The sequence below is a fragment of the Sulfurovum sp. UBA12169 genome, assembly GCA_002742845.1.
Classification (GTDB): domain Bacteria; phylum Campylobacterota; class Campylobacteria; order Campylobacterales; family Sulfurovaceae; genus Sulfurovum.
Genome location: DLUH01000002.1, coordinates 18,231 through 43,124 on the forward strand (window position 1 = coordinate 18,231; position 24,894 = coordinate 43,124).

General features: G+C 40.4%; 21 protein-coding genes. 11 read left to right on the forward strand and 10 right to left on the reverse strand.

Features of this window, described 5'->3' with window-relative positions:
* Positions 1 to 96: 96 nt before the first annotated feature.
* Both exbB and CFH81_03730 read left to right on the forward strand, forming a co-directional pair.
* The gene (gene exbB, locus CFH81_03725; GenBank protein ID DAB40614.1) at positions 97 to 549 is read left to right on the forward strand and encodes a TonB-system energizer ExbB; all 453 of its coding nucleotides are present in this window, start codon (positions 97 to 99) and stop codon (positions 547 to 549) included.
* Complete coding sequence (locus CFH81_03730; protein DAB40615.1) at positions 546 to 923, forward strand: biopolymer transporter ExbD; 378 nt, start codon at positions 546 to 548, stop codon at positions 921 to 923. The genes exbB and CFH81_03730 overlap by 4 nt, the downstream gene beginning before the upstream one ends.
* Before the next feature lie 35 nt (positions 924 to 958).
* Here the strand turns inward: CFH81_03730 and CFH81_03735 are convergent, their stop codons facing one another.
* On the reverse strand, positions 959 to 1,276 hold the full coding sequence (locus tag CFH81_03735; protein DAB40616.1) for a thiol reductase thioredoxin: 318 nt from the start codon (positions 1,274 to 1,276) through the stop codon (positions 959 to 961).
* 367 nt (positions 1,277 to 1,643) lie between these two features.
* On the opposite strand from CFH81_03735, the gene CFH81_03740 reads away from it, so the two are divergent.
* Entirely contained in the window at positions 1,644 to 2,381 is a 738-nt protein-coding gene (locus tag CFH81_03740) for a YebC/PmpR family DNA-binding transcriptional regulator (GenBank protein ID DAB40617.1), read from the forward strand.
* A gap of 67 nt (positions 2,382 to 2,448) precedes the next feature.
* Here CFH81_03740 and CFH81_03745 read toward each other — a convergent pair whose 3' ends face one another.
* The 4 genes from CFH81_03745 to CFH81_03760 form a co-directional block, all read right to left on the reverse strand.
* Positions 2,449 to 4,050: an ABC transporter ATP-binding protein gene (locus CFH81_03745; GenBank protein ID DAB40618.1), complete on the reverse strand. Its 1,602-nt coding sequence runs from the start codon at positions 4,048 to 4,050 to the stop codon at positions 2,449 to 2,451.
* Positions 4,051 to 4,176: 126 nt separating this feature from the next.
* The gene (gene ppk2, locus CFH81_03750) at positions 4,177 to 5,019 is read right to left on the reverse strand and encodes a polyphosphate kinase 2 (GenBank protein DAB40619.1); all 843 of its coding nucleotides are present in this window, start codon (positions 5,017 to 5,019) and stop codon (positions 4,177 to 4,179) included.
* Positions 5,016 to 6,560 carry a DNA recombination protein RmuC gene (locus CFH81_03755; protein DAB40620.1) on the reverse strand — a complete coding sequence of 515 codons (1,545 nt, stop codon included), beginning with the start codon at positions 6,558 to 6,560 and terminating at the stop codon, positions 5,016 to 5,018. The genes ppk2 and CFH81_03755 overlap by 4 nt, the downstream gene beginning before the upstream one ends.
* Position 6,561: 1 nt before the next feature.
* A complete protein-coding gene (locus tag CFH81_03760) occupies positions 6,562 to 7,089 on the reverse strand; it encodes a hypothetical protein (GenBank protein ID DAB40621.1) in 528 nt (175 codons plus the stop codon).
* A 206-nt stretch (positions 7,090 to 7,295) separates the two neighbouring features.
* Here CFH81_03760 and CFH81_03765 point away from each other — a divergent pair, with 206 nt between their 5' ends.
* Both CFH81_03765 and CFH81_03770 read left to right on the forward strand, forming a co-directional pair.
* The gene (locus CFH81_03765) at positions 7,296 to 9,932 is read left to right on the forward strand and encodes a preprotein translocase subunit SecA (protein ID DAB40622.1); all 2,637 of its coding nucleotides are present in this window, start codon (positions 7,296 to 7,298) and stop codon (positions 9,930 to 9,932) included.
* Positions 9,932 to 11,143 (forward strand): hypothetical protein, encoded by a 1,212-nt coding sequence (locus CFH81_03770; protein DAB40623.1) that lies wholly within the window; start codon positions 9,932 to 9,934, stop codon positions 11,141 to 11,143. Before CFH81_03765 ends, CFH81_03770 begins: the two co-directional genes overlap by 1 nt.
* Positions 11,144 to 11,145: 2 nt before the next feature.
* On the opposite strand, the gene CFH81_03775 is transcribed toward CFH81_03770, so the two are convergent.
* The gene (locus CFH81_03775) at positions 11,146 to 13,710 is read right to left on the reverse strand and encodes a hypothetical protein (protein ID DAB40624.1); all 2,565 of its coding nucleotides are present in this window, start codon (positions 13,708 to 13,710) and stop codon (positions 11,146 to 11,148) included.
* Between CFH81_03775 and CFH81_03780 the strand changes: the two genes are divergently transcribed.
* Positions 13,631 to 14,593, forward strand: coding sequence for an aminodeoxychorismate lyase (locus tag CFH81_03780; protein ID DAB40625.1), 963 nt, complete (start codon positions 13,631 to 13,633; stop codon positions 14,591 to 14,593). The genes CFH81_03775 and CFH81_03780 overlap by 80 nt on opposite strands.
* Positions 14,594 to 14,606: 13 nt before the next feature.
* On the opposite strand, the gene CFH81_03785 is transcribed toward CFH81_03780, so the two are convergent.
* Entirely contained in the window at positions 14,607 to 15,365 is a 759-nt protein-coding gene (locus CFH81_03785) for a hypothetical protein (protein DAB40626.1), read from the reverse strand.
* 233 nt (positions 15,366 to 15,598) lie between these two features.
* On the opposite strand from CFH81_03785, the gene CFH81_03790 reads away from it, so the two are divergent.
* From CFH81_03790 to CFH81_03805, 4 genes are all read left to right on the forward strand, one after another.
* A complete protein-coding gene (locus CFH81_03790; GenBank protein ID DAB40627.1) occupies positions 15,599 to 16,333 on the forward strand; it encodes a Fis family transcriptional regulator in 735 nt (244 codons plus the stop codon).
* Positions 16,314 to 17,015: a hypothetical protein gene (locus CFH81_03795; protein DAB40628.1), complete on the forward strand. Its 702-nt coding sequence runs from the start codon at positions 16,314 to 16,316 to the stop codon at positions 17,013 to 17,015. Before CFH81_03790 ends, CFH81_03795 begins: the two co-directional genes overlap by 20 nt.
* A 145-nt stretch (positions 17,016 to 17,160) precedes the next feature.
* Positions 17,161 to 18,468, forward strand: a complete 1,308-nt coding sequence (locus CFH81_03800; GenBank protein ID DAB40629.1) for an ammonium transporter — start codon at positions 17,161 to 17,163, stop codon at positions 18,466 to 18,468.
* A 352-nt stretch (positions 18,469 to 18,820) separates the two neighbouring features.
* On the forward strand, positions 18,821 to 19,990 hold the full coding sequence (locus CFH81_03805) for an ammonium transporter (GenBank protein DAB40630.1): 1,170 nt from the start codon (positions 18,821 to 18,823) through the stop codon (positions 19,988 to 19,990).
* 65 nt (positions 19,991 to 20,055) lie between these two features.
* Here the strand turns inward: CFH81_03805 and CFH81_03810 are convergent, their stop codons facing one another.
* Entirely contained in the window at positions 20,056 to 21,024 is a 969-nt protein-coding gene (locus CFH81_03810; protein ID DAB40631.1) for a ferrochelatase, read from the reverse strand.
* Positions 21,025 to 21,082: 58 nt separating this feature from the next.
* On the opposite strand from CFH81_03810, the gene kdsB reads away from it, so the two are divergent.
* Positions 21,083 to 21,802 carry a 3-deoxy-manno-octulosonate cytidylyltransferase gene (gene kdsB, locus CFH81_03815; protein ID DAB40632.1) on the forward strand — a complete coding sequence of 240 codons (720 nt, stop codon included), beginning with the start codon at positions 21,083 to 21,085 and terminating at the stop codon, positions 21,800 to 21,802.
* A gap of 53 nt (positions 21,803 to 21,855) precedes the next feature.
* Here the strand turns inward: kdsB and CFH81_03820 are convergent, their stop codons facing one another.
* On the reverse strand, positions 21,856 to 23,106 hold the full coding sequence (locus CFH81_03820; GenBank protein DAB40633.1) for a type II secretion system protein F: 1,251 nt from the start codon (positions 23,104 to 23,106) through the stop codon (positions 21,856 to 21,858).
* Positions 23,106 to 24,842 (reverse strand): general secretion pathway protein GspE, encoded by a 1,737-nt coding sequence (locus CFH81_03825; protein DAB40634.1) that lies wholly within the window; start codon positions 24,840 to 24,842, stop codon positions 23,106 to 23,108. The genes CFH81_03820 and CFH81_03825 overlap by 1 nt, the downstream gene beginning before the upstream one ends.
* Between the last annotated feature and the right edge of the window lie 52 nt (positions 24,843 to 24,894).

Below are 24,894 nucleotides of genomic sequence, written 5' to 3' on the forward strand. Positions count from 1 at the left end.
TTTATGGCGTTACTTGAGACCTCAAATGAGGATTTAACACATTTTTAACATACTTCATCTATAATAGCATTTCTATTTAAAAAAACAGGACAAAATATGCCCATCGAAGAGATAAAGAATATTATTGATTACGGGATAATCGGTTTGCTTGGTTTGCTTAGCTTTTTTACTTTTGCTTTCGCTATCGAAAGAGTGCTTTATTACCGTTCCGTTAAACTTTCCAGCTATCATAACAAGACTGCGCTGGAGCTTGATCTGTCCAAACATTTGGCCACTATCGCTTCCATAGGTTCCAATGCGCCCTATATCGGCCTTTTGGGTACGGTTTTGGCAATTATCCTTACTTTTTATATCGTCGGAGAGCAGCAAGACACGATCAATCCGGGCGAGATCATGAAGCACCTTGCCTTGGCGCTTAAAGCAACTGCGGCAGGACTTTTTGTTGCTATCCCCGCTACGGTGATCTACAATGCACTGCTTGCCAAAACAGATACCATTTTGGCACGATGGGAAATACGCCAAGAGCAGCAAGGCAACACAGACGCATGAGACGCGAACGCTTTGATAAGATGAATGTCGTTCCTTTTATCGACATTGTGCTTGTACTGCTGGTTATTGTATTGGCTACGGCTACTTTTGTTGTCAATCAAACCATTAAAATCGATCTGCCTACGGCTAGTTCGGAAATCAGTGAAGAGAGAAAAAGCATCCATATCGCCATCACTAAAGAAGGGGAGTATTTTTACGAAAAAGAGATGCTTGAGTTTAAAACAGTCAAAGAAAAACTCCTTGCACTCGATCCCAAAAAAGACATAATCTCTTTGCATACAGACAAAGAAGCACAATTTCAAAAGTTTGTAGATATCATCGATATTCTCAAGTCCAAAGGGTTTGAGAACATCTCCGTCGTTACAAAAAAGTAAATACGCAAACGCGGCATACAAAAAGCCTGCGTTTTTTATCCGGTCATCATCTCATAGGGTCTTTGCAGTTTCCGGGTAAGCTGATGCAAGCTCACTGCTCTGCCCTCTCTGGCAAACTCTTTTCCGTCCAGAAAAACAACCATTGTCGGCACAGAAAAGACTTGAAAATGCACAGAAATATCGAGGTTTTCATGGGCATTGAGATAGATTTGCTTTAGCAGCGGAAAATGCATATCTGCCATCTCTTTTACCTTCGGTTTAAGCGCATGGCATACACTGCAGTGCTCACCTGAAAAATAAACCAAAACACCTTTTTCTTTTTTGATACACTCTTGCAGTTCCTCCAGGATCATCTTTGTCCTTTCTGTTTTGTTTCTTTTTTAATTTTCATTTTTGAAAAAACTGTTGTTTTTTGCAGTATTATAGCCAATCTTGCAGCGCCTTCAACAGCGCTTTGCTGTTTCAGTCAATTAAAACTCTCCGATGGGATCATAAACCAGAGTGCGAATCAGCCCCTCAATGACAAAAATTATATCATCTTGACCTCAAATCACGTTAAGGATGACCGATATAAGATCCGGCAACTGCATTGCTTGGAAGGTTCTATTTTATTATAGCCTTTTGTCGTATCTTGCCGGTGCACCAGAACCGCTTCGAAAAAGCTTAAGTCAAAGCGGGGTATAATGCCGTCAACAACTATACACAGCAAGGACATATAAGATGGGTAGAGCGTTTGAATACCGAAAAGCAGCAAAACTAAAACGATGGGGGACAATGTCTAAAGTTTTCCCCAAATTAGGGAAACTAATCACCATGGCCGCCAAAGACGGCGGGCCGGACCCGGATATGAACCCCAAGCTTCGTACCGCTATCCTCAATGCTAAAGCGCAAAACATGCCAAAAGACAACATCGAAGCGGCCATCAAAAGGGCATCAGGCAAAGATGCGGCAGACATTAAAGAGATAAGTTATGAGGCAAAAGCTCCTCATGGCGTGCAGCTTTTTATTGAATGCGCTACAGACAACCATACAAGAACCGTTGCCAATGTCAAAGCGATACTCAACAGAAACAAAGGAGAAATGCTCACAAGCGGCTCTTTGGATTTTATGTTTACGCGCAAATCAGTCTTTGTCTTTGACAAAAAAGAAGGGATGGATACCGAAGAGCTTGAACTTGATCTCATAGATTTTGGCCTCGAAGAGATAGAGGAAGACAAAGAGCCCCAAGAAAGCGGCAGCGATAAAGAGATTGTGAGAATTTACGGTGCATTTACTGCCTTTGGAGAGTTGACCAAAGCGCTTGAAGAGAGAGGTATCGAAATCACTAAAGCAGAAATTCAGCGTATCGCCAACACCCCCATCGAACTCAACGATAAACAGCTCGCAGAGGTAGAGTCGCTCATCGACAAATTAGAAGACGATGATGACGTCCAGACAGTCTATACCAATATCGAATAAATTCTTCTCGCCTCCTGCACTGCCGCAGGAGGATTGTCTTCTTTTTGTTCTTTGGTTTGCCAAAGAACTAACAGTGGTTGCCGAAAGATTCCACAAAAGTTTCATAATCTCCTTCAAAATCAATGATCCGGCCGTCTTCACACAACTTGATAATTCTGTTGGCAAATGCATCGATAAGTTCCCTGTCATGGGAAACACAGATTACATTGCCCTGATAGTTATGCAGCGCTTCGCCTAATGCCACGATTGCTTCGAGATCAAGATGGTTGTTGGGCTCATCAAGCACAAGAAAATTGGCACTGTCCATCATCATCTTGCTTAGCATGATGCGGTGTTTCTCTCCTCCGGAACAGCTTCCCACTTTTTTCTTCTGCTCTTCTCCGGTAAAAAGCATACGTCCCAAACACTTGCGAAGATCATCAATATGCCATTTTGGGTCATGAGATTGCAGCCACTGCGGAAGTTCTTCGTCTCCTGCGACAATATCCGTCGTATTTTGAGGAAAATAACTTGTCGTGATCGTCTGTCCCCAGGTAAAATTTCCGCTGTCTGGTTTAATCTTTTCCATAAGAATCTCAAGCAAAGTGGTTTTACCCGCACCGTTGGAGCCGATAAGCGCTACTTTATCGCCGCGCTTAAGCGTAAACGAGATATTTTCCAATACTTTTTCTTCACCGTAGCTTTTACAAAGATCCTTCACCTCAAGCACTTCGTTTCCTATCTCGCGATGAGGCTTAAACATGATGGACGGATCTCTTCGGCTTGAGAGTTTTATCTCGCTGATATCAAGTTTATCCAATTGTTTTTGTCGGCTTGTTGCCTGCTTTGCTTTAGAAGCATTGGCAGAAAATCTTGCAATAAATTTTTCAAGCTCATCCTTCTCTTTGAGTGCTTTGCTTCTGTCTGTTTCGGCTTGTTTTGACAAAAGGTTTGCTGCGATATACCAGTCATCATAATTGCCCGTAAATTCACGGATATTTTGAAAATCAAGATCAAGGATATGCGTTACTACACCGTTAAGAAAATGTCTGTCGTGAGAGATAACCACCATGGTTCCCTCGTGACGTTTCAGTTCATTTTCAAGCCATGCGATCGTCTCCATATCGAGGTTGTTGGTGGGCTCATCAAGCAGCAGGACATCAGGCTTCAAAAAAAGAACCTGGGCAAGCAAAATCTTAAATTTGTCGCCCCCTGTAAGTGAACTCATCAGTTGTTCATGCTGGCTTGCAGGAAAGCCCAAAGACTCAAGAAGTTTCTCTATTTTGACTTCGCTCTCATAGGTAGGGTCTTCATCTGCACAGATCATTTCAAGCTCAGCGAGACGGTTGTTGACCTCATCGCTTTCAAAATCACCTTCCATATAAAGTCTTTCTTTCTCTTTTTGTGCATCGAAAAGTTTTTTGTTCCCATAAAGTACGGCGTCCTTGAGGGTAAAATTTTCAAAAGCATATTGGTTTTGGCTCAATACGCCCAATTTGAGTCCGGGCTGAAGCTGTACTTCTCCTTCGCTTGGCTCAATCTCTCCCGAGAGAATTTTAATAAAAGTCGATTTTCCAGCGCCATTCGCGCCGATAAGGCCGTATCTTTTTCCTGCATCTAAAGTGATATTTATTTTATCAAAAAGCACTCGCTTTCCGTAACGCTGTGTGAGGTTGACTGTACTTAACACATCCTCTCCCTTCTATGATTCTATTGATTTGTGCAATTTTAGCATAATGTACTGAAACTACCTCAAAAGGGCATTTGTGTACATGCTCTATGATTTTTAAGATGTTTCTTGCCGCCTAAAAGCTGATCAGGCAGTTTCGTTTTCTTCAAGCCGGCCCTTATTGTGCAGGGTGACAATTTTTTCATCTACACCTGCACATACACTCTTATCTTTGTCTTCATACTCGATGTTGCAAAGCAGATATCTTATCGCATTGAGTTTGGCTCTTTTTTTGTCATTCGCATCCAGTTCACACCAAGGGGCATAGGATGTGCCTGTCTTAGCAAACATCTTGTCTCTCAGCGCAATATAATCATCATACGCTTCGTGTGATTTATAGTCAAGCGGGGTTATTTTCCAATTTTTCAGCGGATCCTTCTCTCTGTCTTTGAGACGGTTTGCTTGAGTATCTCGTGAGATGGTGAGATAAAATTTGAAAAATAAAATGCCGTCATCCACCAGCATCTCTTCAACCCCGTTAACCTGGCTGTAAAAGTGCTGATGCTGCTGAGGGGTACAAAAACCAAAGATATGCTCAATGCCTGCACGGTTGTACCAGCTTCTGTCAAAAAAAACCATTTCCCCCTCATTGGGAAGCTGCTTGAAATATCGCTGAAAATACCACTGGCCCGTTTCTTTTGAGTTAGGCTTCGGCAGCGCCACGGTCCGTGCTTCTCGAGGGTTAAGAAACCGGCTGAACTCTTTGATGGTCGAACTTTTTCCGGCACCGTCCAGGCCCTCGACGATCACAAGCAGACGTTTGTTTTGCTCGATAACCCACTTTTGGAGCTTGACAAGTTCGTATTGAAGCTTTAAAGCCTCTTCCTCATAAAATTTGCTTTCCATTTTGCCGTTGCCCTTAAAGACTTTGGAATGTTTTACCGTATATTCAGGCAGGTTCGATGCATAGGTTGCTTTTTGTAAACTCATTGATTTCTCTCTTTCAGTTCCACAGGAATCTCTTTGCTTGTCTGTACGCCAAGCTCTTTAAGCTGCTGTACCTGTCTCACCAGGTTGCCTCTTCCGTCGCTTAGTTTATTTTTGGCCGCATGAAAACTGTTTTGAATACTATCTATCTGCTTGGATATCTTGATAAGATCTTCAGAAAATCCGACAAATTTATCATACATGGCTCCCGCGCGTCTGGCGATCTCTTTGACATTTTGATTTTGACGTTCGTATTTCCATATGTTTTCTACTGCACGCATGGCTACCAATAGCGTTGTCGGCCCCACAAGAAGTATCTTCTTTTTAAAAGCATTGTCATAAATACTGCTGTCATGCTCCAAAGCAATCGCCAAAGCTCCCTCAATGGGCATAAACATAAAAATAAAATCCAAAGTATTGATTTCTTTGAGACGTTCATAGTTTTTCTGAGAAAGTCCGTCGATATGAGATCGGATAGAATCCAAATGTATTGTCAAATGATAAGGCTTCTCGTCCTCATGGGCATTGATATAACGCTCGTAGGCGACCAGTGAAGTTTTTGCGTCAATAATGACATCCCTTTTGTCTGGAAGGTGCACGATCACATCGGGCCTTAAGATTTCACCCTCTTCCGTACGCAGATTTACTTCTCTTTCAAACTCAAAACCTTTGCGAAGACCGGAGGCTTCAAGTACATGCTCAAGCACCATTTCGCCCCATACCCCCTGCTGTTTGTTTTTGCCTTTAAGTGCATTGGTAAGATTGATAGCGTCCTGACTTATTTTTTGGTTAAGCTCTTTGAGGGAGTTGATCTCATTTTTAAGAACCGCTCTGTCTTGACTCTCCGTATCATACGTTTGTGCCACCTGTTTTTTAAACTCTGCGATCTGGGTTTGAAGCGGCTTGATCATACTGTCTAGATTTTGCCTGGAGAACTCTGCAAATTTTTGCGAATTGCCCTCAAACACTTTTCTGGCCAATACTTCAAACTCCTCTTTCAGCTGCTCTTTGTTTGACTGTATCATCTCGAGTTTTGCTGCTGTATGCCTCGCATCAGATTCCAATTTTGTAAGCAATCTGGCATTATTTGTGCGATGCTTGTTGTTGTCTTCAAGCAAAATTTCGTTGCGTTCTTGCAGCGCTTTATGGTCTGCAGAGAGCTTCTCATAGAGCGTCTCTATGTTTTCAAGTTTTGTTTTTGTTTGACTTTGCAGCTTTTCAAGCTCATTGTATTTAGCCTGAATGCTTGCAAGCAGCTCTTCTTTGGATCCCAATATTCCTTTTGTTTCCGCAAATTGCTGCAACTCCTGCTCATTGCTTGCATTTTTAATATTAAGCGTCGTCAGTTCCTGTTCGAGTTTCTCTATTTTTCTCTCTTTTTCCAAATGGCTCTCTTGAAGTTCGGCTACTTTTTGGGCCAATGTTTTGCTTTTGCTTGAATAGATCACAACGATCAATACGATTATCAGCAAGACCACCAAAGCGATACTGACGATAAGTAAAAAAGTAGAATCATGCTGAAGTTTTTCAATCCAATTTTGCATCTTAACCCTCTATAAGATCATAATCTCTAGGATAATCACATCTGATATCTTTAAGAGGCAAATCTCCTTTGCTGTATTTCATCCGCTTGAAAACAATCAGCACCGTATTGTCTAGATCATCATAATAAGCCACACGCGCAAGCTGTCCTTTGGCATCTACCTGTATCGTATATTCTTTGTTTTCGTACTTCGCAATAAACACGCTTTTTTTCTCTTTATACGGGGTTGCTTTTTTTAAAACTTCCGCAAGATCGAACCCTTTGTTGATACGATAATTTGAAACCTGTTCAAGATCATGATCAACCACCAAAACCTCCACGCCATCGCTGCAAACCTCTTTTTTAGTGGGAGAAAGATACTCCCACTTGAGCCGATTCTTGTTTGAAAAATACACCTTTCCGTTGTAGGTGATCACTTTTTTCTTTGGATTGGTGATCGTTTGGGTAAAATCTGCCTGAAAATTTTCGGGCACGTGTATTTGAGCAAACAACATACTGCTCATTATAAATGTCAATAATACTAATTTCATCTGTTTCCTTTTGTTCATCAAAATATACCCAAAATCGACTTGTTTTGGGCTAACGTGTTGGTATTTTGTCATAAAATCGTGGAAGAAAGAGAGAAAAATATCTCTGCTAAAAATATACTCAAAAAAGCAATTTACACAAGGTTTAACCGTCTTTACATTTTTTTTGGATAAAATTATTCGAATTTTACAACTAGGCATACGCAATCATGATAAAAACCGTACTTAAAATATTTGGCACACAAAATGAAAAGATCGTCAAAAACTATCTCAAAAAAGTGAAATCGATCAATGCGCTTGAGAGCAAATATGAAGCGCTCAGCGACGAAGCATTGCAATCTGCTTTTGCAGCCCTCAGGCAAGAAGTACAAAGCGGTAAAGCAAATCTGAATGAGGTGCTCTATGATTCTTTTGCAATTACCCGTGAAGCATCTAAGCGTATTTTAGGGATGAGACATTTTGATGTCCAGATGGTCGGAGGCATGGTGCTGCATGATGGCAATATTGCCGAGATGAAAACAGGGGAAGGGAAAACCCTGGTTGCCACCCTTGCTGTTATACTCAATGCGATGAGCGGCAAAGGCGTGCATGTCGTTACAGTCAACGACTACCTTGCGCGCAGAGACTCCGAACAGATGGGTATGCTCTATAGATTTTTGGGGTATTCTGTAGGCTGTATTACTTCCGATGTGCACGATGAGCGAAGCAGAAAAGCGCAATACAGTGCGGATATTGTGTACGGAACCAACAACGAATACGGTTTTGATTATCTGCGCGACAACATGAAAGTAAGAGTGGAAGAAAAAGTACAAAGAGAACATCATTTTGCTATCGTGGACGAAGTGGATTCTATCCTGATCGATGAAGCACGTACACCGCTTATCATCTCAGGTCCCACACACAGAGACCAAAATCACTACGCCAGGGCAAATGCTATTGCCAGACAGATGGTCAGAGGTGAAAAAAAAGAAACCAAACCCGGCGAACCCGAAGAGACAACGGGAGATTTTATCGTTGATGAAAAAAACAGGGTTATCGTCATGACCGAACAGGGGCTCGAAAAAGCCCAAGAACTTTTTGAAGTAGAAAACCTCTACAGTTTGGAAAATGCAGCACTTTCACACTATCTCGATCAGGCGCTCAAAGCGCATTATATTTTTGCAAAAGATGTTGATTATGTAGTGAAAAACAATGAAATTATTATCGTTGATGAGTTTACAGGAAGACTCAGCGAAGGACGCAGATACAGCGAAGGATTACACCAGGCACTCGAAGCCAAAGAGGGAGTGCAGATACAAGAAGAGTCCCAAACCCTAGCAGAGATTACCTACCAAAACTATTTCAGACTCTATGAAAAACTCGCCGGCATGACCGGTACGGCTCAAACAGAAGCAACGGAGTTTGCCCAGATTTACAATCTTGATGTCATCAGTATCCCCACCAATGTGCCTATTGCCAGAATAGACAAAAATGACCTCATCTACAACTCAGAACGAGAAAAACTCGATGCAGTAGTCAAAAGAATTAAAGAGGTGCATACCAAAGGACAGCCTATTCTCATAGGAACAGCATCCATCGAAAAATCAGAAATGATTCATGAAAGACTCAAAAAAGAAAAAATTCCGCACAATGTTCTTAATGCCAAAAATCATGAACAAGAAGCGCAAATCATTATAAATGCAGGACAAAAAGGTGCCATAACCGTAGCTACAAATATGGCCGGCCGAGGAGTTGACATCAAAATAGACGATGAAGTAAGAAGTTTGGGCGGTCTGCTTATTCTCGGTACGGAACGTCACGAAAGCCGCCGTATAGACAATCAGCTCAGGGGCCGTTCCGGACGCCAGGGCGATCCGGGAGAAAGCCAATTCTATCTCAGTCTTGATGACAATCTGCTGCGTATTTTCGGCGGTGAAAAAATCAGAAATATTATGAACAGACTCGGCGTAGAAGAAGGGGAGTATATCGACTCAAAAATCGTGACAAAAAGTGTAGAAAAAGCACAGAAAAAAGTGGAAAACATGCACTACGAATCACGAAAACACATTCTTGAGTATGATGATGTCGCCAACCATCAAAGAAAAGCGATCTACACCTTCAGAAACCAGCTTTTGGATCCAAATTTCAATATCGCCGGAAAAATTACAGAAAATAGAGTTGAATTTATTGATCATCTTTTGGCTGAATGCGAGATTTTCGAAGGAATGCCTAAAGAAGATTATAATTTGGAAAAACTTATTTTACTTCTCAAGGAAGAAGTGCTTGTTGACGTTCCCATGGAAATGCTGCATGAAAAATCAGCTCATGAAATTGCACAGATTGTCTATGAAAAGATGACCGATCTTTATGAAGCCAAAATGTCCAAAATCAACCCGCAACAAAGACAGGAAGTTGAGCGTATCCTTTATCTTCAGGTGCTTGATCCGCAATGGAGAGACCATCTTTATGAAATGGATGTGCTTAAAACGGGTATAGGGCTAAGAGGATACAATCAAAAAGATCCGCTTACAGAATACAAGCAAGACAGCTTCAAACTCTTTACAGATCTGATACAGCGTATAAAATATGAGGCTGTAAAAGTACTTCAACTGGTTCAATTTGATTTCAGATCCTTCCAAGAGGAGCAAGAGGCCATAGAGAACATTAAAGAAGAACTCGAAAACGATATTGCCGATGCAGCCTTTAACCAATCTTATGAAGAAGGTGCTGTCACCGACGATTTGAGCCTTGCATCCGTTTTAGAAACCAAAAAACCCAAAAGAAATGATCCCTGTCCTTGCGGTTCAGGAAAGAAATACAAAAACTGTTGCGGACAAAGCGGACCCAAAAAAGGACTTTTAGCGTAATGGGTAGCGCATTCAACGGACTTTTTGTTCGTCGCATCATCAGACATTACCTTAGGTATGATAAGGAGAATCCTTTTATTTTCATCTCTGCCCTGCTTGCTTTTTTAGGTATTGCCGCAGGTGTCATGGTACTAATGATCGCGATGGGCATCATGAATGGCACACAAAAAGAGTTCACTAAACGTCTTTTTGTGATGAACTACCCCCTTACGATACTCCCGCTGGAAGAAAAAAGTGTAGACCAGACGCTGATACAGACGCTCAAACAAAAATTTCCTCATCTCAAATTCAGCCCTTACTATACCACGCAGGTCATCACAAAAAACGAAGGGGCTGTACAGGGCAGTCTTCTTTACGGAGTGGACTTCCACCAGGAGAGCGGTCTTAACCCGATTTTTGCCGAAGCAAAAGGTGATGGAAAAAGCCCCTTCAGGGCAGTGCTGGGAGATGCGCTCTCTTTTGAGATGAATGCACCCAAAGGCGAAAAGGTCACCCTCTATTTTTCAGAACAGCAAGCTGTCGGTTTTGGCACCATGCCGTTACAAAAGCGGTTTGAGGTCGATGGTATTTTTGATTCGGGACTCAAAGCCTATGATAAGGCCATTATATACACTACCCTGGAAGCCTTTGAAACATTGCTCGATAGAGAAAAGGGATTTTATGACGGCTTGCACCTCTTTACGGAAAATCCGCTTGAAGAGATAGAAAGCATTAAAAAAGCCTTGCCGAGCAATGTGATTATCGAAGGATGGTGGGAACAAAACGGTAACTTTTTTACAGCTATGGCGATGGAGAAAAAAGCACTTTTTCTTGTTTTGCTTCTGATTATCCTTGTTGCTTCCCTAAACATCATCTCTTCTCTTTTAATGACCGTGATGAGCCGGCGCAGCGAAATTGCCCTAATGCGTACACTGGGCGCCACCAAACAAGAGATACGTTCCATCTTTTTCAGGCTGGGAGTTATTATCGGCAGCGCGGGCATCATCGCCGGAACGCTTCTGGGCGGATTTGGCATCTGGGTCCTTACTACTTTTGACATTATCGCTATGCCGGAGGATGTATACGGCACAAGCAGACTTCCTGTAGATTTGGCTTTAAATGACTTTGGATTTATTTTATCGGGTACAGCTGTTATTATCTTGCTTTCTTCGCTCTATCCTGCAAAAAAAGCTTCACAAACAGATCCTCTTACGGTCTTAAGAAACGAATAAATCTATTCTCCTATCATTGCTTCGGGTGTCTTGATCACACGCTTAAGAAATTGTATCGGCATCAGAAGAATATCTTCTGCTGCGGTGGTTCTGATTTTTGGATCGTCAAGAGCTCCGGATATTTTCAAGCCTACTGTCATACTCTTGTCTTCTCCTAGCATAATGTACCCTACAACAGGAATATTTCCAAGGAATTTACCCAATTCTCTGGCAGTTTGAATCGCAAGATCTATCCGGATTATTTTTTGCTTCATATTGATTATTCCTTTTCCTGCTATCGTTGCGGATTTGCCTTGAATCAAAACAGAATCAAAAATAATAGTATCGCCCATGACACGATACTCAATAATACCCTCATTAATCAAAAAACCTTTTTTTGAAAATCCGGGACTGTTTAGTGTCGCCAAAGCGGGAACAGTATTGAGAAAAGCCAAAATATGGTTATAGGCTTTAAAATCACTCAAAACCCCTCCTTCTATAATCATCTGCCCTTTCATTTCTTTATCCGGATCCCCGGATTGTTTCAAAGAATATCTGCCTTCTTTCAGGCCGTCAAAATGAATTAAAGGATGAAGCGCCCTATCTTTTATCCGCCAAGCCTGCAAAATGACCTTTTTGCCGTCTTTGTTAAATTTTATGATATCTTCATCCGAACTCCCCGTGGCTTTAATTGTGCCGTTTGGCATGACCTCAATATCGTAATTGTCCATCACAAGCGTATATTTGCCATATCTAAAATTGCTTTGTTTCCCTACGATGACCAGTTTTTTAATCGTTTCTTGTTCTTTCTGGCTTCTTGTGCTTAAAAATTTTTTAAGATCGATGTTAAGATTTGAAAGATTAATGCGAGAAGCATTCGGATTCCAATGCAAACGCTTGTTAAATGCATAAAAATCCATCCCTTTTTTTCCTATTTGTCCGCTGCATGGCACCTTTACATGACATATGTTTTCCTTGTCATAAAAAAAACAGGTTTCCCTAAGCAGCTCTCCTTTGAAGTGGTAATTTTCAAAATCCTCACTCCAAATCTCCATCGTTCCGCCTTCTTCAATAAGACGCCTGTTCGTAAGAAAAGGTTTTATTTTTCTAAGATCCTTTAAAGTGACCAGTGTATCTTTTGTGCGTTTTTGAATTGTTATTCCCAATTTGGGTATGTTTACTTTTGGTTTATCGCCAAAATCAAGCTCAAAAGGCACTGCTTGATCTTTCAGCAGCAAATAAGGCTCCTTCTCTTTGCCTAATTTTATCTGCTTTGCCTCCAGTATAAGGGACGCTGTTTTTTCTTTGGGCTTTATCTTTCCTTTTAGCTTTCCTTCATACTGCGGACTTTTAAGATACACCTCTTTGAGAGTTATTTCATTTTTTTCATAAGATACCGTTGCATTTTCTACAGGCAGCACCAGGGAAGAAACTTCAACCTCTCCTTTTTGAAGCTGGGCATCAAAGACAAAATCCTGTTTTTTTTCTGTAAGGTTTATGTGTGCCTTAAGCCTGGCTTTTGCATTTCCGCTTTTTTGCAACACCGGCACATGAAGATTGTAGGCTTGAAGTATTTTTTGAACTACCGAATCAAACGGGGTATTTAAGTGAAGGTCCAAATGAAGCATCTTTGGTTTTTTTCCAATCAAATGCACAATATCTACTGTGCTGCCTTCCAAACTTCTTTGTTCATAAAAAGGTTCTTTGAAATCAAAATGCAATGCGCCTTTTTTGTAGCTCAATAAAAAACTTTCAGCCACCACAGGCGGCAACTCCTGCTTGTAGTGAACCTTTGCGTCCTCAAACAACATTTCGCCTTTAAGCGCATCGAAATCTATCTTCAGCGTACCTTTATTTTGCATCTTCGCTTTTCCCTCCAATGAGAGCAGCTGATACTTTTTTGCTTCCACTTTTTCAACCATCCAGCTCTTTACCGCTTCACTAAGCGTTAAAGTATCAATAAATGGTTTAAGGTCCGTAAAGGGATCGCTTTTCAAAGAAAAATGCAGCCGGTCCTGCTCTTTGGTCGCGGCAAATGTGCCTTTAATGTCATATGCATCAAAGCTTCCCAGGGCTTTTATCTTGTCTCTTTTAAAATCATAAGTAAGTTTTCCTGTAACGGTAGCCTGATTTTTTTTAATATAAAGTGAAGTAATATCTGCAATAATCTGATATTCTTTTTTGGCTAGGCTCCCCACAATTTCAAAGTCATCGCTGGCGATATAAAGGATATCATTTGCAAAGGCGATCTTGAGGGTATTATTCTTAAGGTAAACTCTCTCCAGTTCCAGATACTCAAAAAAGGTAAAGAGAAACTTGATGTCATTAAGCTTTTTGTCGATATTTTCCAAAGAAGGTTTTTCTCTGCTTGCAGGTACAATCAGCTCTTTAGCTTTGAGCGTAAGTTTTTTATCGAGTTTAATGTATAATTTCTTGACCTTGTATTCCCCAAAAGCCAGTTCATCAAACTGTATACCAGATTGAAGCCAAAAGAAAAGGGCCACGCCAATGACGATTAAAAAAATCAAACTATTTCGTACTGCTGCATGGATAGCATGGGCGGAATTTACAGCACTGCTTTTAATCATCTCTTTTGCCTTTTATACGACGCTGCCCATTCAGACGACACAAACACTTTTTGTACCCCAAGGCTCTATAGACAATATTATAACACAGCTGACTAAAAAAGGATATGCTCTAACGCCTATAGATAAGTATATCCTTGCGGCTTTGGGCAAACCGCAAAGCGGATGGATCTATGTAGGCAGCACCCATTTGAATCGCATTGATTTTTTATACAAACTCACCAGTGCAAAAGCACGCATTGAAAAGATTACATTAATCCCCGGTGAAACCAGTGCTATTTTTTTTAATGACTTGGCCGAAAAATTGCACCTGGATAAAGAAGAGCTTTTTAAGTACTACCACACATTTTCAAATTACCCGGAAGCCGGAATTTACGCAGATACCTATTATGTGCCCTTAGGTATCAAAGAAAAGCAGCTGATGGATTTTCTCATCAGAGAATCCGAGAAAAAATATAAAAATTTTTCGGAAAAAATTTACGGCAATTATGAGACAAAACGGTGGAAAAAAATATTGACTATCGCTTCCATCATTCAAAAAGAAGCAGCAAATAATGAGGAGATGCCGCTTGTCTCATCGGTGATCCATAATCGACTTAAAAAAGGGATGCGGCTGCAGATGGATGGCACACTCAATTATGGGGAATATTCTCACACCAGAGTCACTCCTGAACGAATCCGCAACGATGAAACAACATTCAACACCTACAAACACAAAGGCATACCCGATTCACCCATTGGAGCAGTAAGCATAGATGCAATCAAGGCTGCAATTAAACCTGCTAAAACCAACTATCTGTATTTTATGAAAAATGCGCAAGGCGTACATGACTTTACAGACACGTTCAAAGAGCACAGAAAAAATATCGAGAATATAAAACAATAGCTTTATGAAATCATTAAAGCAAATTTTTCAAATCATCCAGATCAAACAAAAGCAAACCTTCATCTTTGCATTGTAAAAGCTCATTGGAAAAACCGTCTTTGGAGAACAGAGCATAAGTGTTTACATCAAGTCCTGAGCGTACGGCTTTTGCTTTGAGTTTAGTCAGTTCGTTTTTACATACTTTTCTGTCTTTATATTTGCACTCCCCCAAGATAAGCTTCTCATCATCCGTTACAGCCAAAATATCAAATTCACTATCCCAATTCCAATAACTCCCGCTGCTTTTAAGCGGTGCATGATCTTCATAATGCTTTACCAAAAGCGCATCGCAAAGCTGTTCATACACCAAAGAGCGCAAACGCTCATAATGATTTTGAAAATTTTCCATAAACCGTTCGCCTTTGCCGCAAGCAAGCTCCTGCCTGTAGTACTCTACAAATCCAAACCAAAAGCGCATAAAAGGCTGCACAAACCGAAGCTTGTCTTGTATACGATAGGCTCTAAGTTCTTTTTTAATCTTATGTTTTGGATGAATACGCAAAGGTGTTTCTCTGGATATTTCAAGCTTGAGAATATTTAAATCAAGCAAATCTTCTATGATTTTTTCGCCTGCAGCCTCACTCAGTCTGGCTTTTCTCAATACGCTATAGAGTTTGCCGTCTCCTCTTGCTGTAGCCATCAAGATCTCTTTGTAAGGACTTTCCAAAAGATAGCTCGGTCTTATAAGAGATTCAAAAATATGAAAATTTTGTACAAAATTGGATTCGACCATAGAAAAAATATCATCGAAATAGTCTAAAACGATGCTTTCTTCTATACCGCCTAAAATTGAAAAATATTCTAAAGCCTGCTCTATGGAAAGATAGTTAAAAAAACGGTGAAATGTTTTAAATGAAGTTTTAATGAAAACCCTTTTTAATTTAGTTAGCCCGACACTCGAATAATTTTAACATACTTTTAGTTGAATTTCTATATGATTAATAATTAAACAATAAAAAGAATAATATGGAACAATTTTATACCAAATCTGAGCAAATACAAAATATTATCAAAGGGCTCAATCTTACAAGAACGCTTTTTGTCTCCTCTATTATCCTAGGAGAAGCGCATACAGGAAAAAAAACATTGGTACGTACTCTTTTTCCTGACACAACAACTGTTTCCGGCACCAATCAAAAAGAGGTGGAAGACGCACTTAAGGAGTATGATGAGCTGATTATCACTGATTTTGAAAAATTAAACAATCAAAATAAATTTCAATTTGACAACAAACGCGTTATTGCTGTAGCCAATCACACAGGGAACCAAGAGATCATTGATAAGCTTTTTGCATTTATCTACATGCTGCCTCCTTTAAGAGACAGAACGGAAGACGCCCGCTATATGAAAGCACTTTTTTTTAAAGAAGCCTGCACGGTACTGATGAAAGATGAACATTCCCTCTCTTTGGAAAGTATCGCGACGGACCTTTCTGACAACAACCAAAGTCTCAAAAAATCTGTCTACGAACAGGTAATCTACCGCAACATGCACCCCAAAGAGATTGAGCAGGTTTTATACACCTATCTCTTGGAGCATTTGGAAGGAAATAATGCCTATAAAGAGTATCTTGGGCTCTATGAAAAACCTCTTATTGAAGCAGGACTAAAAAAATTCAGATCACAGCTTCAGCTTTCACAGGTTTTAGGCATCAACAGAAATACTCTGAGGAAAAAAATATATGAATACCGTATCGATTGATTTTAAATCATTTGTTGAATGGGACAATAGTCCTTTCGTTCTTTTCAATCATCATGGCAAAATACTTTACCTCAACAGTGCGGCGGAACTGCTTTTTGGCCACACTACCCCCAGAGAAATCTTTGATATTGCACTTTTTTATGCGCCGCAAAATTTTGGCTACAAGACCACTATGCTTTCTTTAAATTATGATGCTTTCAGTTTTTATGCCATTACCGTGGGATACGAAAATGAAGAACAAATCGCCATACGGCTTTACAATAAACCGCGCATCAAGCAAAACATTATACTTCATAAAGAAAAACTGATCACCACAGATATCAATATTTTACTCGAAGCCAATATCGCTCTTTTCAAAATAAAAAATAACAATCATCTTGAACTTTTTACAGACCAAGACATACCCCCTTTTAAAATAGACCAAAATAATTTCTCAAAACTCTTAAGAAAAGTAATGGATGCCTTTAGGTCATCGGACTCTATTTTTATTGAGCTTAAACTTCTTATCGGTGAACATATTATTATAGCTGACAAAAAAGAGTCTATCGTAAAGCTGACAATAGAAGCAGGCAGCCGATACCATGATGCCGATGAAGAGATCGTTGCCCTTACAACCAATACCCATATTGCATGCTCTCTTAAAGAACACGCTATTAGACTCGATATACCGTTAATTCGTTAATGTATTTTTATGCAGAAAGCACTTCGTTGTTTTTCTTTTGGTAATTTTTTTAATTAGATATTGATTAAAAATTAATCACTTTTTGCATAAATACAATCTTTATCCGTGTTAGTATTGTAAGGTAAATTATTTTAAAGGACGATACATGAAGTTCAAAGCTTTATCTCTCTTGACAGCATTTTTGCCTATTGCGGCATTTGCAGAAGACAAACTAAATTCAGGTGACACCGCATGGATGATGATATCCGTAGCGCTTGTTTTTTTGATGACACCCGCAGGCCTGGCATTGTTTTACAGCGGCATGACAAGGAGCAAAAATACACTTAACACATTTGCGATGGTTACAGGCGCTTTTATTCTCACTATGGTTTTATGGATTTTTGCAGGATACTCTATTGCCTTTGGCACTGCATCGAATGCAATGATGCAAAATGTGGCCGGAGGATTGGGAAACATGATGCTTGAGGGCATCAAATGGACAGATTTGAGCGGATCATATCCTACGTATGTTTTTGTTATTTTTCAAGGCACTTTCGCCGCAATTACCGTAGCTATTGCTTCGGGATCAGTCATTGGGCGCATGAAATTCTCTTCATGGCTGGTATTTGTAGCGCTCTGGGGCCTTATGGTCTATGCCCCTATTGCACATATGGTTTGGGGAGGAGAAGGGGCATTGCTTTTTGATGAAGGCGCACTTGATTTTGCAGGAGGGACCGTAGTACATATGAATGGCGGTTTGGCCGGCTTAGTACTTGCTCTCCTGGTAGGAAAAAGAACAGGTTACCTCAAAACTCCGATGAAACCCTACAGCGTCTTGCTCTCGGCAGCAGGTGCAGCACTGCTTTGGTTTGGATGGTACGGGTTTAACGGAGGTTCTGCATTTGGCGCAAATGCAGTTGCGGGTTTAGCCGTACTGACTACAACCGTTGCGGCGGCTGTTGGCGGTGTAACATGGATGCTGCTTGAATGGATTATTTTCAAAAAACCAACACTTCTTGGCATTGCTTCGGGTATTGTGGCAGGCCTTGTTGCCGTTACGCCTGCGGCTGGGTTTGTAAGTGCCGGGGGTGCATTCATTATCGGATCATTTGGCTCGATCATCGGGTTCTTTGGGGTGGTGTGGCTCAAAAAAAAGTTTGGGTACGATGACAGCCTTGATGCTTTTGGAATCCATTTCTTGGCAGGTCTTTGGGGTGCGATTGCAACCGGTATCTTTGCACTGGACGACAAAGATCTGTTATGGGACGGACCGCTCAAAGAAAGCAGCGATCGAATGCAGCAGATTTTTGTACAATGCGAATCAGTCCTGGCAGTAGGTCTCTTTACGCTTATTGGTACCATTGTTGTTTATTTTATTGCATCGGCTATTACCGGCGGTGCCCGTGTAAATATTCAGACTGAAGAGATCGGCCTGGACGAAAGCATTCATGGCGAAAAAGCAATGAATTTATAATAACGGCATGAGATGGCATGAATGCCTTAACCCTAGAGTCGCATAAGCGATTTTGATAGGCACAATTCATTGTGCCTCCATACTATACATCATCAACCAAGGAGTTGTTTTATGAAAAAAATTGAAGCTATNNAAGAAGACGAAGAGGCGCTTTAGTAATCTCTATGGGCAGAGCACGCTCTTGCCCTAGTAGGGCCTCTACGGCGGCCTTCTCATCGATCGTTATTCAATCAATCTGTATAGTATTTTTATCACTTTTATATGAAAATGATTAAATTTAAGGCAATAAACCTTTTTCAAATCTCCTTTTAACTTGCTACACTTTCAAAATATCCACAAAAAGGTTTGCGATATGGAAACACATTATGTTATAGACACTCTTTTTGCAATTTTTGCCATGACGCTTATTGTCTTAATGGTACCGGGTTTTGCAATGCTGGAAGCAGGACTGGTCCGAACAAAAAACGTAACAGCAGTACTTACGGTCAATGTCATGATCTATGCGATTGCCTCCATGGCTTTTTTGCTCGCAGGGTACACCTATGCTTTTGGAGGATGGGATTATCAGGACGGGATCAGCAAGTGGGCATTTTTTATGTTTCAAATGGCATTCGTTGGAAAAACGATCAATATTATGAGCGGAGGTGTCAGTGAACGTTCGCGCATCATGCCTCTAACGCTTTTTACTCTCATAATGGCAGCTTTTATCTATCCTACTATTGTGAACCTTACGTGGGGAACCAATTTCCTTAACGATACAGTTCTGGATATTTCAAGCATGTATGATTTGGCAGGATCCACCGTGATTCATTCAACAGGAGGATGGGCACTTTTGGCGGCAATCTTAATTATGGGGGCCAGAAGAGGAAAATACAAAAATGGAAAAATACATGTTATTCCTGCGTCCAATATCCCTCTTGTAACGCTCGGCGGATTGCTCTTGTGGATAGGATGGTTCGGTTTTAACGGAGGAAGCGTAGGAAGCATTTCAAGCAAAGAAAGTGCAGATACGGTGGCACTCACCATCATGAACACCAACACGGCAGGACTTGCAGGCGCAATCATCTCCTGGGCACTCATGTATATTCGCTATAAAAAATTCGATATTACCATGATTCTCAATGGTGCCCTCGGGGGTCTTGTTTCCATTACTGCAGGACCGGATCTCTATGGAATTTACACTCCTATTCTTATCGGAGGTATCGGAGGTGCATTGGTAGTGTTTGCCGTACCTATTTTTGACAAACTGCAATTAGATGACCCCGTAGGTGCACTTTCTGTTCATCTTGTGAATGGTATTTGGGGTACGCTTGCTGTTGGTATTTTTACAGACAAACCGCTTTTAGGACAAGTCAAAGGGGTACTTGTTGTAGGTTTGTTTGTTTTTGTGGTATCATTCCTGAGTATTTATGTTATCAACAGATTGGTCAGACTTCGTGCAGATGATGAAGAACAACTAGAGGGTCTTGATGACAGCCAATGCGGTATGGATGCATATCCGGAATTTAAACGCAGTATTTAAGAGGTAAATTATGAAAAAAATTGAAGCTATNNAAGAAGACGAAGAGGCGCTTTAAACTTTCTGCTCTACCTCGTTTTCTCTGTTTTAGAATAGTTGCCTTGGGCCAGTTTCACTTTTTGAACAATAAATTCTACAAATTTATCACTGTCATTCATGCAGGAAGCCACCTTATAGTCTTCATATTTTATTTTTCTTGCAATCTCTGCATGTTCTATTCCCAACTCATATACCGTTTCGGAGTTGTCGATGGTAAAAGCCAAAGGATAAATAACCACTTTTTTATTCGTCGGGTTGCGCAAAATATCCGCCAGACTCGGCTCAAGCCAAGCCGAAGGACCCACTTTCGACTGATAGACTAGTTTAATACTGTTAAACTCAATACCTTTTGCTTTAAGATAAATTTTGATTGCACTGACATTGGCTTCTACGTGTCTTTGGTAGGGGTCGCCTGCTTCGATAATGCTCACAGGTAATCCATGAGCTGAAAGCAGCAGGTCATACAGCTTGCTCTCTTTTCCGTCAATCGCTTCAAGGATTTTTTCGCAGCTGGCTTCTATGTATTCATACTCATCGTAATACGGATCAATCAAAGTCAGTTTCGGGGCATAGCCTAACGCGCTGCAACGTTCTTGAATATCTTCATAGGAAGAGAGTGTAGTGGTGGTGGAATATTGCGGATAAAGCGGAAATAAAATAAGCTCTTCAATGCCCTCTTCTTTGCATTTCTCAAGCGATTCTGTCGCAAAGGGCGGCACATAGCGCATTGCAGGGTAAATAGGCATATTCAATTTTGACTGTAATTTTTCAATCAGTTTTATTGTTAATTCAAGCAAGGGGGATTTTCCTCCCAGTGCTTGATAATTTTCTTCGGCCTCATGCAATCTTTTTTTCACAATAATTGTACCAATGAGCTTCCGTGCCAGAGGATTTACGGGTAAAATATTTTTATCCGAAAACATATTTTGTAAAAAAAGTTTTACTTCCGGTATATTGCTTGGCCCCCCCATATTAAGAAGAAAAAGTGCTTGTTTCATCTAGCTGTCCTTATAAAATCTAGTGGTATAATATCACATTAAAATAAAAGGGTGCGTTATGATTATTGTTCCGGCTCGCATAGGTTCCAGCCGCTTTCCAAATAAAGTATTAGCAGAGATCGGGGGTATCCCCATGGTGATACGCACTGCGATGGCGGTTGACAGTATAGACAAGGTTGTGATCGCTACGGATTCACAAGAAGTTATAGCTATCGCAAAAGAGTACGGTATTGATGCTGTCATGACTTCCGAACACCACCAAAGCGGCACAGACCGTATTTATGAGGCTGTGCAAAAACTTGGTCTGCCCGGTAATGAAATTGTTATCAATGTTCAAGGAGATGAGCCTTTTATAGAGACAGATGTGGTGAGAGCCATCTATCATCTGACACAAAAAAACAAAGATGAAAAAGAAATCATGATGAATTCATGCTATAAATACATCTCAAATCCTGAAGCGGATGATCCCAATCTTGTCAAAGTGGTTACAGACAGAGATGATATCGCCCTTTACTTTTCTAGAGCCAAAATACCTTACCCCAGAGACCATCATTTCGATCACTATAAAGGACATCTTGGCATTTATGGCTTTACTGTTAACTCGTTAGAACTATTTTGCTCACTTCCTCCGGCTCCCCTTGAGCATATAGAAAAACTAGAACAGCTTCGCGCTCTTTATCACGGCTACAAAATAGCCATGACAGAAGTGCAAACACAAAGTTTTGGGATAGACACTCCCGAAGATCTAGAAAGAGCCGTTAAGCATCATAGGCTGTAAGATTTTTTTCAAATTTTTTTATGCTCGCCGGGAAATAATTATCCCGACGAGTTTTAACGGCCCTTAACCGCTTTTCCAAGGTCCCACATCGGCATAAAAATCCCTAGAGCCATAAGCAATACCAATCCTGCGATAAAGAAGAGCATAATAGGCTCAATATACGTCGCAAGATTGTCAATCAGCTCTTGAAACTGCATATCATAGTATTCTGTCACTTTTTCCAGCATTGCATCAAGCTGCCCACCTGCTTCTCCGGCCCTGATCATCTGCAGCAGCATATTTTCATAAAGACCCGTAATTTCAAATGCTTCAGCAAGGTTCATCCCTCGGCCTATATTTGCATTGACAGTGAGCAATTGTTCTTTAATTGCCAAGTTGTCCACCATACCTACTGCTGTATTGAGTGCTTCAGAAACAGGGATACCTGCTTTGACTAATTCACTAAATACAAGATTGTATTTATGCATACTAGAAAGGAAAATGGCTTTATTGATCAGATAAAAACGCGGATGGATCATAATTTTATCTATTTGATATTTAAAATCCTCATTATTGGTATAAAAATATTTTATAGAAACAATCATTACAATAAGCCCTACAAGAAGATAGAGCCCATAGTGGCTAAAAGCATGCTCCAGCATCAAAAGAATTTGTGTCGGCACAGGCAGCTCTGTTTTGAATTTTGCAAATATATCTTTAAATTTTGGTACAACCACCATAATAAGTATTGTGAATGCGATTGCCATAGCCGCTAAAGTGATTAGAGGCGTCCTGATGGCTTTTTTAAATTTGGCAGTATTGTTTCGTATATTTTCTAAAATACCGGCGAGTTTATAATAAGAATCCGGAACATTTCCTGTTCTTTCTCCGAGCTTCGTCATGGCAAGTGCAACATGCCCAAACTCATTTCGATATGGCTCCATCGCATCGGACATACTGTTTCCCGCATTGATATCGTTGTGTATATTTGTATAAATTTCTTTAAGCTGTATATTTTGCGTATTATCGGCAACATCCTGCAACGTATCGTTAATGGCAATGCCGGCATTGGTCATAACTGCTATTTGTCGTATGGTTGATATTTTGTCATTGATCGGAATTTTGGTTTTAAATGATTTCCTGACCCCTTGAAAAAAATTACCTAAAATTTCGCCTGCCGGCGCTGATGTTTCTTCAGATTTTATTACCTGTGTATACGGAAATTTTTGTTTAACCGATTTGATTGCCGACATCTTATCTTTTGCCTTGATCAACTCTCGGCGCTTTTTTCCCTTATCCATCATCGTTACATTAAAATATTTCATTACAGTTTCGCTACCCTATAAATTTCTTCTATGGTTGTTTTGCCTTCCAAGGCTTTGTGTATACCATCTTCAAACATCGTAATAAATCCCTCTTTAACAGCCTGTCTTGCCATTTCCTCTTTTGGAGCTGCTGCAGCAATCATTCTGGAAAAGGTTTCACTGATGGTCAGCACTTCTGAAATCATTTCGCGACCCGCGTAGCCACTGTGTCCGCACTCTTTACACCCTGCGCCTTTATAAAAAACAGGATTTTGAGGAAGATACTCTTGAATATCCCTCAAAAGAGCCTCAGGAAGCACTGTCTCCTCTTTGCAGTGCTTGCATATTTTTCTTACAAGCCTCTGCGCCTGTATGGCTACGAGTGCTCCGCTTACCAAGTACGACTCTATCCCCATGTCTAAAATTCTTATCACAGCAGACAGTGCATCGTTGGTATGCAAAGTAGAAAGAACCAGGTGGCCTGTCAAAGCAGCCTGTATAGCGATGCGCAAAGTTTCTTGGTCACGAATTTCCCCTATCATGATCTTATCGGGATCCTGCCTAAGGATAGATCGTAAAATATTGGCAAAGGTAAGTCCGATAGCAGGATGCACTTGAACCTGCTGCAGTCCGCTCATCTGATACTCTACAGGGTCTTCAACGGTAATAATCTTATCTTTTATATCTTTAATGGCATTGAGTGCACCATAGAGGGTTGTAGTTTTACCAGAACCGGTTGGTCCTGTTACCAATATGATCCCGTAAGGCACTTTAATGGATTCGGTAAATCGGTCATAGCAGAATTTACTCATCCCTGCCTCTTCTAGCCGTATCATGGCTTTTGATTTATCCAAAATTCTCAAAACAATTGATTCGCCATAAATAGTGGGCAGACTAGACACCCTGAAATCAAAATCTTTTTTGGTGATAGTCGCCGAAAATCTGCCGTCTTGAGGCTTTCTTTTTTCTGCAATATCCAAATTTGAAAGCAATTTCATGCGTGAAGCAAGGGGATTGAAAATATCTTTATCAAATGTAAAACTTTGACGCAAAAGTCCATCTATACGTTCTCTGACTATACAGTTTTTTTCACTTGCCTCAATATGTATATCACTTGCACCGATATAAATGGCCGACTTAAGAATAATATCAATCAATTTTAAAACAGCAGGAGATTCATCCCCCTCTTCGGCAATCCCTTCCTGATTTAAATCTTTACGAATATCAGCGACCAAACCTTTAATACTCTCATTGATTTCCAGGCGCTGCAAGTGTTTTTGTATCTGCTGGGGCCTAGCAATAGCGATGCGCATAGGTTTCTTTGGAAAAAGACGCTGAATTGCATCCTGTGCTGCCATATCCAAAGGATCATCAAAAACAACCAATACACTCAGTTCGCCCTCTTCTATGGGGATTGCATGAAATTTAAGCAACTGCCTATAGGGTATTTTTGAAAAAAGATGCATATCTATTTCAACTTCATCCAAATCAATATATTCTACGCGCAAAACGTTTGCAACCTCTTTAACAATGGGATCAATATTAATACCGTCTATCATTTCCAAATGAGACAATGAAATGGCGCCCTGTCTTATTTTTTTAACCAAAAATGTTTCTACGGTTTGCAAATCAATCACATTTTCATTGATAAGATTGGCGATAGAAATTTTTTTAGGAGGTCTGCTTTTTATCAATACAGAAACAGCATCCTTTGTAATTACGTTTTCAGCAAGCATCATTTCAATGATTTTCACCATACAGGAACTCCTTTTTTACTAACACTATTATTATAAGATAGATGATAACAAT